The 15,470-nt window shown below is 33.7% G+C and carries 6 protein-coding genes and 1 pseudogene; all 7 read right to left on the minus strand.

Translation table 11 applies throughout. The annotated features are described in order from the left end of the window. Positions 1-58 precede the first annotated feature (58 nt). The 7 genes and pseudogenes from clpB to L6651_RS04475 all read right to left on the minus strand — a co-directional run bounded on the left by clpB (position 59) and on the right by L6651_RS04475 (position 15,423). Positions 59-2,641 (minus strand): ATP-dependent chaperone ClpB, encoded by a 2,583-nt coding sequence (clpB, locus tag L6651_RS04455; RefSeq protein WP_237036799.1) that lies wholly within the window; start codon positions 2,639-2,641, stop codon positions 59-61. Positions 2,642-2,655: 14 nt separating this feature from the next. Beyond that, complete coding sequence (locus L6651_RS04460; RefSeq protein ID WP_237036800.1) at positions 2,656-3,576, minus strand: DnaJ C-terminal domain-containing protein; 921 nt, start codon at positions 3,574-3,576, stop codon at positions 2,656-2,658. 407 nt (positions 3,577-3,983) lie between these two features. Continuing rightward, positions 3,984-5,243, minus strand: coding sequence for an RNA-binding domain-containing protein (locus tag L6651_RS04465; RefSeq protein ID WP_237036801.1), 1,260 nt, complete (start codon positions 5,241-5,243; stop codon positions 3,984-3,986). A 556-nt stretch (positions 5,244-5,799) separates the two neighbouring features. Beyond that, positions 5,800-5,916: pseudogene (locus L6651_RS09475) on the minus strand (ATP-binding protein); the annotation flags it as partial. Between the two features lie 116 nt (positions 5,917-6,032). Then, positions 6,033-6,206 (minus strand): ATP-binding protein, encoded by a 174-nt coding sequence (locus tag L6651_RS09480; RefSeq protein WP_416389101.1) that lies wholly within the window; start codon positions 6,204-6,206, stop codon positions 6,033-6,035. Between the two features lie 322 nt (positions 6,207-6,528). Continuing rightward, positions 6,529-13,743, minus strand: a complete 7,215-nt coding sequence (locus L6651_RS04470) for an SHIRT domain-containing protein (RefSeq protein ID WP_237036802.1) — start codon at positions 13,741-13,743, stop codon at positions 6,529-6,531. Positions 13,744-15,186: 1,443 nt separating this feature from the next. Further along, positions 15,187-15,423: an RNA helicase gene (locus L6651_RS04475; protein WP_237036803.1), complete on the minus strand. Its 237-nt coding sequence runs from the start codon at positions 15,421-15,423 to the stop codon at positions 15,187-15,189. Positions 15,424-15,470 lie beyond the last annotated feature (47 nt).

A 15,470-nucleotide genomic window follows, 5' to 3' on the forward strand; every position in this document is an offset into this window, starting at 1 on the left:
ATCTCTCACATCTCACTTCTAAGCAAAAAAACTGCCCTCCCACGAGAGCAGTTTCTATCTATTCTTTTTCTATTGAAAGTTCTCCATCTTTCACTGTTATTACAACTCTATCTTCATCGGACACTTCCCCTTTAAGAAGCTTTCTTCCAAGTTCTGTCTCCACATACTTTTGTAAAAATCTCTTAATTGGTCTTGCGCCATAGTGAACATCATAGGCCCTTGCAAGAATAAGTTCCTTTGCAACCTTGTCAAGTTCAACAGTGATTTGTCTTTCTGAAAGTCTGTCCTCTATTTCCTTCATATCTTTATCTAAGATATCATAAACTTCATTTTCTGTTAGTGGTTTAAACAACACGATATTGTCCACTCTGTTTAAGAACTCTGGTCTGAATGTAAACTTCATTTTATCCATTACTTCTTCCCTTGCATCTTCAGATATTTCTCCATCTTGATTAATACCATCAAGAAGATTTTCTGAACCAATATTTGAAGTCATAATTATAATGGTATTTTTAAAGTCCACTGTTCTACCTTGATTGTCTGTTAGTCTACCATCATCTAACACTTGAAGTAAGATATTAAACACATCTGGATGTGCCTTTTCAATTTCGTCAAATAGCACCACTGAATATGGTTTTCTTCTTACCGCTTCTGTTAATTGTCCACCTTCTTCATAGCCAACGTATCCTGGAGGTGAACCTACAAGTCTTGATACGGAATGTTTTTCCATATACTCAGACATATCTATTCTAATCAAGTTCTTTTCATCATCGAACATGGCTTCTGTAAGTGCCTTTGCAAGTTCGGTCTTACCAACTCCTGTAGGTCCTAGGAATATAAATGATCCAATTGGCTTTTCGAATGATCCTATGCCAGATCTTGAACGGATTATGGCTTCAGTTACTGCTTCCACAGCTTCCTCTTGGCCGATAACTCTCTTGTGAAGAACTTCATCCATGTTTAATATTCTATCTCTTTCAGACTCAACCAATTTATTTACTGGAATATGGGTCCAATTTGATACGACTTCTGCAATTTCTTCTTCAGTTACTTCTTCCTTTAGTGAAGAGTCGCTGTTCTTTACATTTTCAGTTGCCTGTGCAAGTTTTGTTTCAAGTTCTGCCAGTGTGGAGTATCTAAGTTTTGAAAGCTTTTCAAAGTCGTAGTTTCTTTCCGCTTCTTCCATTTGAATACGAACTCTGTCAATTTCAGCCTTAAGTTCCTTTACTTCATCTATTTCAGACTTTTTATTTCTCCAGTCCTCATACTCTAAGTCATATTCATTCTTCAAATCTTGAAGTTCTTTTTCCAAATCTTCAAGCCTCTTCTTGCTCAATGAATCGTCTTCCCTCTTTAATGCAGCCCTTTCAATTTCAAGTTGCAATACCTTTCTCTTCTTTTCATCAAGAGATGATGGCATGGAGTCGATTTCAGTTCTAACCATGGCAGAGGCTTCGTCCATTAAGTCGATTGCCTTGTCAGGTAAGAATCTATCGGTTATATATCTATTGGAAAGTGTGGCACATGCAATAACTGCATTGTCAGAAATCCTAATACCATGATGTATTTCGTATTTCTCTTTAATTCCCCTCAAGATTGAAATTGTATCTTCAACAGTAGGTTCAGTTACAAGTACCTTTTGGAATCTTCTTTCTAGCGCGCCGTCCTTTTCAATATATTTTCTATATTCATCAAGGGTTGTTGCACCAATTGTATGGATTTCTCCCCTTGCAAGCATCGGCTTTAACATATTTGATGCATCCATTGCCCCTTCAGATGCTCCCGCTCCAACTAGAGTGTGAAGTTCGTCAATGAATAAAATTATTTCACCGTCGGACTCCTCAATCTCTTTCAAAACAGATTTAAGTCTTTCTTCAAATTGACCTCTATACTTTGCTCCAGCAACTAATGACGCCAAGTCCAGTGCAAAGATGGTCTTATCCCTAAGTGTTTCAGGAACGTCATTCTTTACAATTCTTTGAGCTAGCCCTTCAACAATTGCTGTCTTACCAACACCAGGTTCACCAATTAAAACTGGATTGTTCTTGGTTCTTCTGGAAAGAATTCGAACGCAGTTTCTTATCTCTTCGTCTCTACCAATTACAGGGTCAATCTTTCCCTTTCTAGCTTCTTCGGTTAAATCCCTTCCATATTTTTCCAAAGCATTCATGGAGCTTTCAGGGTCATCGGTTTCAACTCTGTTACCCTTTCTAATTTCCGCAAGAACCTTTTCAAAACCCTTGGCAGTAATATTATATTTTTTCAAAATTTCAGGAAAAGTCATATTCTTTTCTTTTATTAATGCAAGATAGATATGTTCAACAGAAATAAAACTGTCCTTCATCCTCTTTGCTTCATCTTCTGCAATCAAAATAATTCTTTGGAACAATTGAGACGGATAAATATTTGATGCACTGTCCACCTTAGGAAGTCTATCAAGTTCATAACTCAAGTCCTTAAGGTAGCTTTCCATATCAACTCCCATCTTCTCCAAAGTCTTATTAACTATACCTTCAACATCTGCAACCAGTGCATAGTGAAGATGTAAATCAGAAATCTCAGGATTTTTATTCTTTAGCGCAATATTTTGAGCATCTTGCACCGCTTCCATTGATTTTTTAGTAAGTTTGTTTAAATCCATATTATCCCTCCTTACTACATTTCTTTTAATTTTCTATATAATTCTTCTTGTTCTTCATTTAAGGTTTCAGGGTTTACAATTTGAACTTCCAAATATAAATTCCCTTTATTTCCCTTCATATCCCTAAAGCCTTTACCAGACAATTTTATTCTTTGTCCGGACTTAATGCCCTTAGGCACACTTACTTTTATCTTCTTTTCTAAAGTGTCCACAACAACCTTGTGACCAAAATATGCATCCCATGGATACACTTCAATCTTCTTAGTTATATCGAGACCATCAAGAATATTTTTAGAATCAATAACATTTACCTTGATGTAGATGTCACCATCAAGACCAATCTTTTCGCCCTTGGTCCTAATCTTCTTGCCTGGAAGAATCCCCTTAGGAATCTTTACATTTAGCGATTTATTTTCACCATTTACATTTAGCGCAAGAGTCTTCTCTGCACCTTCATAAGCTTCCTTTAAGCTAATGGAAATTTCAGTGTCATATCTTTCCCTTTTCTTTTTAGAGCGGCCGGTGAAACCAGAAAAAATATCCCTCTTGTTCTTGCCAGAGCCCTTAGCTCCACCACCTAAACCACCAAAGATCATATTGAAAAAGTCAGAGAAACCTTCCCCACCACTAGTTGTGTAGGTGTATGATCCATTGCCAAAATTTGAAAAATCAAATCCATAGGCAGATGGATCGAAGTTTTGACCACCGGTAAAGTTATAACCAGAGCCAAAAGTATCATATTTTTTTCTCTTTTCCTTATCACCTAGCACCTCATAAGCTTCGTTAATCTCCTTTAACTTTTCAGATGCCTTCTCATCTCCTTGATTTAAATCAGGATGATACTTCTTTGCAAGTTTTCTATATGCTTGTTTTATATCACTATCAGAAGCAGACTTTTCCACTCCCAATATCTTATAATAATCTTTATATTCCATAATGCCTCCTTGGACTTTGACTTTCTTTGACTATCATTAGTATACCATAGTTAAATGCAATTATCAATAGAATTATAAAAAAATATTTCAATTTTTAAATAGTTTTACACTCTCTCATCTATGTCATTCTTAATGGAAAATTCTTTCAAAAAATTTGAGTCGAAGATTCTCAAAAAGTAACAGCTTATTGCTTTATTTTCTATAACTTCTAACATCTAACATCTCACTTCTAACCTCTCATTTCTCACTTCCCCTTCCCAACTCTTAATTAAAAGAAATTTCTTTTCGTAACAAAAACAACGCAAAAGTGCAACGTATTTTTTTACGTTGCACTTTTGCGTTGCAATTTAACGTATTTTTGTTTTATATCTCATCATATTAGTGTCATATCTAATGCTTTCGCTTATCTATAACTTTATATATTTTGTTCCCCTACCTCGTCCTACTTTCTTAACTAATCCCTCGCTCATTAATTCTTCCAGTTCTCTAAGGGTCTTATATTTATCAAAACCTGTTATTTTTTCAATTTCCATTCTACTTAACTCTTTATTTCTAGGTATTTTTTGTAGGATAATAGACGCATTTTTACTTATTCCTTCTACTTTATCAATAAGAATAGGCAGCCTAACCATTATTGAATTAGGATAAGTTTGAAACTGAGGTTGTTTAGCTCTTCCTTGATATAAGTATTTTATCCTTCTTATCCCTGTTCCAAATTTTTCTATTAACCCTAGTCTATTAAATAAACTTCCTATCTTCTCATTTCTGAGAATAGAAATTTGACCACGAACATATTCTTCATTACTTATTCCCTTAGGTAAGCCACCTGGGGATGAAATGTCGATATATTGATCATGTAATTCAACTTTAATCGGTGCAGAGATACTCCAATCTCTATGAACAAGCGCATTTGCTATGGCCTCTCTGAAAGCATCTTCAGGTATAAGCTCAATAGTTTTTCTAACAAATCCATCAATTTTTTCATACTTAAAATACCTATTAAACACTTCTATAGTTTTATAATAGGCACTAAGTATAGAAGTATTTTCAATTATGATTCTTTCTTTAAACTCGTTAATATTAGCTCCAAACTTGACAATATCAAAGATTTTATAATTATTTTCGTCCGATATAATATTCGCCGCTAGATTATATCCTTTTTTATCATCATATAGTCCCAATGTTTTTAAGATGTTCAGACTTATGCTATCTATATTCATCTTTTCTTGTAATTCACTTTCTAAAATGTTAAAAGATAAATTCTGATTATTAGATGGCAAATCTTCATAATTTTGGTTCATTCCCTCTAGTATAAGTCTTTTTAATTCTTCTCTATCGTCTACAGGTAAACTTGAAGAGTCTCTTCTCATATAGGCCTTGCCCTTGTAAAAATAAGGTTTTAACTCCCCTTCATATACTTTTAGTAAAACAATTTCATTATATTCATCTATTTCAATGTTATACTCCGGTATCGGATTGATACTATCATTTATTTTGTTCTCTAGCCTTAATGCCAATTCTTTTAAATTGTTAATATGCAAAGATTCACCACTATCATCTACTCCAAATTGAATAATTCCATCATTATAATTAGCATATGCACTAACTGTTTTTAAAAAACTATCTGATAATTTTGACTTAAATTCTAGATTATATGTTTCTCTCATGATAATATTCTCACCTCCATGATCTTATCGTAACAAAAACAACGCAAAAGTGCAACGTATTTTTTTACGTTGCACTTTTGCGTTGAACTTTAACGTATTTTTATTTTTGCGTTAATTAGCGCTACAAAATCTAGAAAAGCCAATATTGAGGCGTACGTGAAGCACGCCGCAATGAAGGTACTTTCGAAACAAGCCTAGTTTGACATTTTTACCGCAAATTTATTCCTATTCTTCTTTTCCAAAAGTATAGTATATCCCAAACCATTCAAAATACTGCATTCTATTTTTTTAGAGTATCACTAAATCCACCTAATTATAGGACGTTTTCAAATTTTTAGTCTCGTCCCAGTACAGGAATTAAATTTAATAACAGAAATGTACATCTTTAACCGCATCATAATATGACTTCTTTATTGAAAATTAGACTCCCTTTGTCATTTTGACGAATTTTATTTAAATGTCAACCGAAAAATTAATCACATTGTCCTTCCCTTAAGGGAAATGTGTTTTACATATAGCTAATAGATTCTTTGACCACTCCATTGTATCTTCCATTCTATAACTTTTTTCCCTTGATATCCATAATATGTGCTCTATGAGCAAGTCTATCTACTATAGTCCCAGTTAGCATAGGATCTTTAAAAACTTCCCCCCATCTTTCAAAATTTAAATCTGTTGTTAAAAAGAATCTAACATCCTATCTTATCAAATGAAACATAACCTAAAGAGTACTAAGTCGTGTTTTTCAAATTTTTTCTTGTAGTTAGTAATGTGACTTTTACTCATAGCCTACCGTAATTCTATTACAAGGTTAGAAACTGAAATAAATAGTATATTCTTTCCTGCAATACATGCCTTAATACCTAAGGCAGTCGCATAATGAGTTTTACCATATTTAGGTGTCACTATTAAGATAATATTTTCTTTGTTATCTACAAATGTTAAAGTTTCTAAGTATTCAATTTCTTATTTAATTCAAGATATATTTGCTTTTATCAAAGTCTTCTAAAAACTTTTTATTGATAAAATAAGATTATTAGCCTCACCTATATTTCACTTACGGAGTACAAACTAAAGTAAGTGGTCCATTTTTCGATTAGAATTAATCGACTATTGGACCACTTGTTGTTTATCATTTGCATCCATTCTTAATTAAGCACTTCTACACTTTTTAGTTTTTTCATAATTTTATTTTTATTTTCAAGTTCTATAATTGATTAGTAAATAGTTATTTTACTTATTTAAACATAACAAAAAGCCATCCCTAAGGAAGGCTTTTTGTCTTTTACTTCTCATACATATTATATCTTTTGTATTTTCTAGTCTTATATAAACCTATAGCGGAACCAATAAAGGCTAGGATAACAAAATTATCTAAACCTGATATACCTGTCTTAGGATTGTCACCCTTTGTAGGAGAAGTAGTTTTCTTCTTGTAGATATGCTTTGTATTTCCTTGTTCATCGGTTTTTGTTTCTACAAATTCATATCCAGGAATATCTTTTTTGTCTTTTGTTCCAGTTTCCTTAGGAGAAATAGTATTACCATCTTCATCGACATATTCAGTAACTACCTCTGTAGTAGGAGTAGTTTTCTTCTTATAGATATGTTTTGTATTTCCTTGTTCATCTTTTTCGGTTTTTACAAATTCATATCCTTCGATATCTTTTTTAGGTTGTCTACCATTTTCCTTAGGAGCAATAGTCTTACCATCTTCATCCACGTACTCTGTTACTACAGCTGGTGTAGGAGTAGTAGTTTTCTTCTTGTAGATGTGTTTTGTATTACCCTTATCATCAGTTTCGGTTTTTACAAATTCATATCCATCAATGTCTTTTTTAGTTTGTTTACCATTTTCCTTAGGAGCAATAGTATTACCATCTTCGTCAACGTATTCTGTAACTACATCAGCAGGTGGTGTGACTTTCTTGTAGATATGTTTTGTATTTCCTTGTTCATCAGTTTTTGTTTCTACAAATTCATATCCATCAATATCTTTTTTGTCTTTTGTTCCATTTTCCTTAGGAGCAATAGTATTACCTTCTTCATCGACATATTCAGTAACTACCTCAACATCTGGTGTAAATACCCATGTTCCTTTTACGTTTTCGTCTTTGTTAGTGATTTCTACTTCATTCTTATCGTATGATTTGAATGTCCAAGTTCCCTTGTTTGCTTCATCTCTAAATTCAGCGTCATCGCCTGTTGGAACTGGGGATGTTACTTTATCACCTTTTACTTTGCCTGTTACGTCTTCTGGAGCTTTTGCTTTCAATGCTTCTGGTAATTCTTTACCATCTGTTCCACTTACGTATTCATAAGTTACTTTGTGTTCATTTGGTGTGAATTTCCATTTTCCTTCGAATGTTACATCAGATTTATCAATAGTTTTACTATTTTCATCATAACCTTCGAATGTCCATGTTCCATCGTTTTCTGTATCTTCGACTGTTTTTTGTGCTGGATCAGTAGGAGTTACAGTTTCTCCATCTTTCTTACCAGTTTTTTGGTCTGGTATTAAATCTGTAACAGCTTTTGGAAGTTCTTTGCCTTCTGTTGATGATACAAATTTATGATTTACATTGTAATCAGTAGGAGTGGTTTTTGGTGTGAATTCCCATGTACCTGTAAACTCAACATCCTTGTTATCGATAGTTTCTTGATTTTTGTCATATTTTACAAAAGTCCAAGTACCATCTTTTACATTAACTGTTGTTGTTTGTGGTGCGGTTGGTTTTACTACTTCACCTTTAACTTTTCCAGTTTGATTTTCTGGTAGAAGAGCAAGTACTTCTTGTGGAAGTTCTTTGTTTGGATCGTTACTTACAAATTTGTGGGTTACGTTGTGTTTCTCTGGTTCTGGATCTTGATTAGGTGTGAATTCCCATGTTCCTGTGAATTCTACATCCTTGTTATCGACAGTTTCTTGATCTTTGTCATAACTTACAAATTTCCATGTTCCATCTTCAACTTTTACTTCTTTTGTTTCTGGCTCTGTTGGTTTTACTACTTCGCCTTTAACTTTTCCAGTTTGATTTTCTGGTAGAAGAGCAAGTACTTCTTGTGGAAGTTCTTTGTTTGGATCGTTACTTACAAATTTGTGGGTTACGTTGTGTTTCTCTGGTTCTGGATCTTGATTAGGTGTGAATTCCCATGTTCCTGTGAATTCTACATCCTTGTTATCGACAGTTTCTTGATCTTTGTCATAACTTACAAATTTCCATGTTCCATCTTCAACTTTTACTTCTTTTGTTTCTGGCTCTGTTGGTTTTACTACTTCGCCTTTAACTTTTCCAGTTTGATTTTCTGGTAGAAGAGCAAGTACTTCTTGTGGAAGTTCTTTGTTTGGATCGTTACTTACAAATTTGTGGGTTACGTTGTGTTTCTCTGGTTCTGGATCTTGATTAGGTGTGAATTCCCATGTTCCTGTGAATTCTACATCCTTGTTATCGACAGTTTCTTGATCTTTGTCATAACTTACAAATTTCCATGTTCCATCTTCAACTTTTACTTCTTTTGTTTCTGGCTCTGTTGGTTTTACTACTTCGCCTTTAACTTTTCCAGTTTGATTTTCTGGTAGAAGATCAAGTACTTCTTGTGGAAGTTTTTTATTTGGATCTTTACTTGCAAATTTGTGTGTTACGTTGTATTTTTCTGGCTCTGGATCCGGTGTGAATACCCATGTTCCTGTGACTTTTTCGTCTTGGTTAGAAATTGTTACGTCATTCTTATCGTATGACTTGAATGTCCAAGTTCCTTTGTTTACATCATCTCTAAATGTAGCATCTTCACCTGTTGGAACTGGGGATGTTACTTTATCGCCTTTAACTTTGCCTGTTACTTTTTCTGGAGCTTTTGCTTTTAATGCTTCTGGTAATTCTTTACCTTCTGTTCCACTTACGTATTCATAAGTTACGTTGTGTTTGTTTGGTGTGAATTTCCATTTGCCTTCGAATGTTACATCTGCTCCGTTTACTTTTGCATCTACTTCGTCTGTAGTTGTATCTTGATCTTTATAGCCTTCGAATGTCCATTTTCCATCGTTTTCTGTATCTGCTACTTCTTTTTGTGTTGGGGCAGTAGGAGTTACAGTGCTTCCATCTTCGTTATCTGGTTTATCTTTTGGTGTTAAATCTTTTACGGCTTGTGGAAGTTCTTTATTTGGATCTTTACTTGCAAATTTGTGTGTTACGTTGTATTTTTCTGGCTCTGGATCCGGTGTGAATACCCATGTTCCTGTGACGGTTTCGTCTTTGTTAGAGATTGTTACGTCATTCTTATCGTATGATTTGAATGTCCATGTTCCCTTGTTTACATCATCTCTAAATGTAGCGTCATCGCCTGTTGGAACTGGGGATGTTACTGTTTCACCTTTTACTTTGCCTGTTACGTCTTTTGGTGCTTTTTCTTTTAATGCTTCTGGTAATTCTACGCCTTTTGTTCCACTTACGTATTCGTAAGTTACGTTGTGTTCGTTTGGTGTGAATTTCCAGCTTCCTTCGAATGTTACATCTGCGCTATTTACTTTTGCATCTACTTCGGTAGTATCTTTATCTTGGTCTTTGTAGCCTTCGAATGTCCATGTTCCATCATTGTCTGTATCTTTTACTTCTGTTTGTGTTGGAGCTGTTGGTTTAACAACACTTCCATCTTCTTTGTCTGTTTGATCTTTTGGTGTTAAATCTGTAACAGCTTTTGGAAGGTCTTTGCCTTCTGTTGCAGATACAAATTTATGTTTAACATTGTATTCTGGATCTGGTGTGAATTCCCATGTTCCTTTTACGTTTTCGTCTTTGTTAGTGATTTCTACTGAATCTTTGTCGTATGATTTGAATGTCCAAGTTCCCTTGTTTACATCATCTCTAAATGTAGCGTCATCGCCTGTTGGAACTGGGGATGTTACTGTATCACCTTTTACTTTTCCAGTTGCTTCTTTTGGAGCTTTATTTTTTAATGCTTCTGGTAATTCTTTACCTTCTGTTCCACTTACGTATTCGTATGTTACTTTGTGTTCGTTTGGTGTGAATTTCCATTTTCCTTCGAATGTTACATCAGCTCCGTTTACTTTTGCATCTACTTCGTCTGTAGTTGTATCTTGATCTTTGAAACCTTCGAATTTCCAAACACCGTCATTTGTTTTATCTTCTACGTCTTTTGGATTTTTTAATTCTCCCGGTGTAACTATTTTGCCATCTTCTGCTGTTTTATCTTCTGGAAGTTGGGCATCAACGGCTGTTTTAACATCAGCTGGCATTTCTTTAACTGGAGAATCATCTGCTACTTTAAACTCATGTGTTACTTTAAATTCATCTTTTACAAAATTAGCTTTAAATGTAAGTGGTTCTGTGATTACTGCTTGTTTTAATTGTTCTTCAGTAATTTTTCCTCCAGCAGGAATTTTTGTTCCATCATTTAATGTGATTTCTTTATCAGCTGTCCAGTGGCTAAATTTATATCCTTCATTTGCTTTTGTTTCTGTGCCCTTTGGATTTGTTTTAAGTTCAACTCCTTCTTTTGTATTATCTACAAAGTTTTCGCCTTCCTTAACTTGTCCATTACCATCAGTTGTGTAATTGATGATAGGAGCCCAGATTGCGTAGATATAATTATTTTTATCTTCTTCTAATTGGTTGACATTGACCTCTTCACCTGCTTGGAATTCAGCTTTTGTTGCAGCTTTATCTCTGCTCCAGCCCTTAAAGACATATCCTTCACGGCTGTATTTAAGATTTTCGTCTTTATCATTGTCTAGGACCTTATGGAAGTCTTCTACAATTATATTTTCAACTGTATATTGCTTACCTGTGCCACCGTTTGGATCATAAGTTACTTTTGTAGTTGCTAGATCTGGAAATTCTTTCCATTGAGCGTAAAGAGTTTTATTTTTATCCATTAGGACAGTTTCGCTTGGTAGAATTAGTCCGCTAGAACCATCTTTTGTTTCACTCCAACCTACAAAAACTTTTTTGCCGCCATTTACTTTAACTTTTCCTATATCCTGAGCTTGTGCTTTGGCATCTCTGATATAAGTGTTTGAATCTGTTGGAGCAGTTCCTTCAACTTTGTCAGTAGCTGGCAAGTTCAAATCGTATTTTAATTCTAAATAACCATATTTCCACTTAGCATATAAGTGAGTATCATTATTTTTAATTTGTTTGCGAAGATTTGCTTTTACATATCTTCCATATTGATTTTTTTCATACCATCCCAAAAATTCTGTTGCGCCTTCTGGTTGAATTGGTTGAGGGAAATTCTCTTTGCTAGCTTTGGCATCTTTATATTTTCCATCATAAAGAGTGCCATCTTCTGGAATTTCAGTTATTTTTTCTATATCTTTTTCATAGTCATCTTGGTTGGTGTGGAAGGTCACTTCGTATTGACGAGAATCCCATTTTGCATAGACTGTAATGTCATGAGCAGGCATTTTTGCTCCATTTTCATGTTTGTGTTCTACGCTAAATGTTGAGTCTTCATACCAACCCATAAATACTTGATTAGGATTTTTAGGATTTGTGGTTACTCCTTTTTCATAACCAAGTCCAAAATCGCTTGTATCAGCCTCGTATTTGTATGGATTGGATTTTAATCTTGTACTACCAGAGTAATAATTTATATTATAAGTTTTGCGTTCGTAGAATAAGAAACCTACATAAGAACCATCTTCTATATATGGTGTTCCTGTGTAGTTTTGATAACCTCCTAACCCTTTACCTGCGGCAAACATATAATCTCTAAATGCAGGGTTATTTACATTTACTGATTGCAAACCATCTCGAGACATATCACCTTTCTTAGGTTGGAATCCTTTTATGTCATCTACATGGTCAGTTTTATCCACCCAAGAATATGTGACTTGTTGATAATTATTGTTGTATGGTTCAAAGACTCTATATTTTTGTCCATTCCAATTCATGTACCACTCAGAGTTTTGGAAGCTTACTCTTTTACCAATTTCTTTCATGGTACCAAGGGTAGATTGCAAGGTTCCAAGATTTGATGAGTTTATCTGTGCATTAAATTTACTTGGGTCCCATTCAACAAAGCGGAGTTGATATTTTGTACCCTGAGCATAAACTCTATACATGTAGATGTCTTTATCACCCATTGCTGGTGCTCTAGTATAGAAAGATCCTATGTTTTTGTCCATATAGTAAACATAGTTTTTATCAAGCTTATCAAACCATGTTTCAGAACTTTGACCGTAACGCAAATCTACGTGAATATTTCCATTTTGATCTGTAGCATTGACCCAATTAGCTTGATAATAACTAATTGCACTTGCATTTTTATAAACCCATATAGTATGAACATTTCTATCCATATAGACAGGCACAACTGTGCTGCCATCAGCTTCTATTGTTTCAAAAGCTTGTTTTGTTTTTTCTTCATTTAAATGGAAGCCTAAATAATCTAGGGTTTGAGGATTAGTATATTTGTGATCCATGTTTCCATTTTTATCTTTACTATTGTAGCCATTGTTAAAGCGGCCATCTTTTTCTGTTAGATTTTTAATATCTTCTACTATTGGACCAGTTGGAGCAACTTTAGGATCTGGATTTTCACTTCCTTTAAAAGGTAGGCTTGTTTTTTCTCCATTAAGTCCTCTTGCTGATATTATTTCATGGAAAGTGTAGCCATCATCATTTATATTTTGGACCATAACCTTAAATTTATAGTCAACTACAACTGGTTTCCATACAGCATAGACATCAATGTCTTCGTTTAGTTCTAAAGTTTTAAGATCAACAGGCTTTCCATCTTCTGTCAAAGACCAATAGCTAAATTCATAGCCTTCTCTTGTAGGATCTTCTGGCATTTTCTCAAGCTTACTACCTTCACCTTCAAATATTTGATCTTGGAAGCTTGCACCGTCCCCTGTTATAAATGTTGCCTTATGTTTAGACTCTGTAATTGCATAAAGTTTAATGTCAGTTTTTCCTGCTTCAATATCTTTTTTCAAAGAATTTTCATCATAAAGGCCAGATGAGCCGTCTTTAGATGTTGACCAATTTACGAAGTATTTATTAGCATCATAAATTGTAGGCTCTACTGGTAGTTTATAAGAACTAGCATCAGTGATGGTGTCAGTCATATAAACTCTATCATTTGTACTGCCAGTTATATAGTAGGTTATTACTACTTGGTTTTTGAAAACTGGGTAAACTTTAATTATTTTTTTGTCGTTACCTTTAATTTCTATCGGCGTATCAAATTTGATGTCGTTACCTTCTTCATCTTGCCATTTCTCCAAAACTTTGCTTTTATCTTTGAAGACATGGCCAGGATCAGATATTTTTCCTTTATCGACAATTATTTGTTTTTGTATTTCTTTGGCTGAATCTTTGTTTTCTATTGAGTCATTATAGAAATGATACTCATTGATTCCTTGTTTTTCAAATAATATGTTAGCATAGCTTGACTTTATAACAGGAAAAATAAAAGCGACAGCTAATAATACTGAAAACAAAATTATCCCAAAGTGCTTGTGTTTATCTTTCATACTTCCTCCTTGTTTTTCAAATAGTATGTTAGCATAGATTGGCTTTATACCAGAAAAAACGATAAAAGCGACAGCTAATAATACTTACAACAAAATTTTTCCAAAGTGTTTGTGTTTCTATTTCATATTTCCTCCTTTTTTTCAAAGTCTAACATGGCATAACATGGGTATTGAAAACATGATCTACCAGCTAGAATCAATAGTTCTCGTTAAAATAATTTACATGCAACATAATAACCAACAAGCAATTTACAATTTAGGGAAAAGCAGGTGAGCCCTAGTTTTATATTGAGTGAATTTGTAAAATCAACTCTTATATGAAAACGGTATCCTTTCAAATAAAATTCCCATATTGTTGTTTATTATTATATCACATTTTCTTGAAAATTGAATTGTTTACAGAATATATATTTATAATTTGATGATAATAATTGATGTTTATTGGATGAAGTAATTTTTACATAGATGTTATAAGAAGAGATTGACCTAATAAACCTTAATAATTATGGATGTTTATAAAAATAGAGGGTTAAGCTTTTTGAAAAATCCCCGAGAGTGTGAGATTTTTCCTGTAAATTGCCTTTTTCATCTGTTCAAGATCTCCTTTAATGAAATTATCAATGGATATTTCAAAAACTTCACTTAGTAATACATTACCATTTATATCTGGATAATTTTTATTATTTTCCCAATTTGAAACAGTTTGTCTTGAAACATATACTCTATATGCTAGTTCTATTATCTTATTTGACTTTTGATAAATCAGAAATCTACTACAACATTTCTGTTTTAGTGAAAATCAACTGTCGACAAATGTCGACTTCTGATTTTATCTCCAATCAAAAAACTCACAAATAATAACATTCTTGTATATTTTGTGAGTTTTTAAAATTTCTACTATATTTTTTCCAAACAAGCTGAATAATTTGCGAGGAAAAATGTTATAAATAGACGAAGTGCAAAAAAGCCCACAGTGAGGCGTACAACAAGTACGCCGCAACGAGGGCTATTTGAAACAAGCCTAGTTCGACATTTAAAATGCTACAACAATTTGCGGAAATAAATGGATGGATTAGACGCCGATGAGGAGTCTCGCAGCCGAGTCGTACAATTAGTACGTCGAGGTTGTGAGACGGCGAATCAAGTTTATTTCGTCATTTAATACCACAACAATTTGCGAGGAAAAATGTTATAAATAGACGAAGTGCAGGAAGTGCCGGAATGAGGCGTACATTAGATACGCCGCAATGAGGTACTTCCGAAACAAGCCTAGGTCGCCATTTAGACCGCAAATTTATTCCCACTCTTCTTTTCCAAACGTACGATATATCCCAAATCATTCAAAATACTGGATTCTATTTTTTGTAGTACCACTAAATCCACCTAATTATAGGACGTTTTAGGATTTTTAGTCCCGTCCCAGTCCCAGTACCGGTCAAAAATTTATAAATTTTTAACTCTTTCAGTTTCTCTATCATCAATCTCAAAGGATCCGTCATTTACTTCATAAAATCTTTTCATAAGTTTTCCAAGTAGATCAAGCATTTTATATTTATCTTTTTTCTCTTGTTCCTTGTCAAAATATACGGGTTCATCATTGCAATCAATTTTATAATATGATGAATATAAATCCGAAATTTCATCATTTAGATTTTGAATGTATTCATCATGATCAACCACATCTATTCCGGTAACTAATTCTTCCTTTTAGAACTTATTTCTATTCC

It is taken from the genome of Mediannikoviicoccus vaginalis (assembly GCF_928097925.1).
GTDB classification, from domain to species: Bacteria; Bacillota; Clostridia; order Tissierellales; family Peptoniphilaceae; genus Mediannikoviicoccus; species Mediannikoviicoccus vaginalis.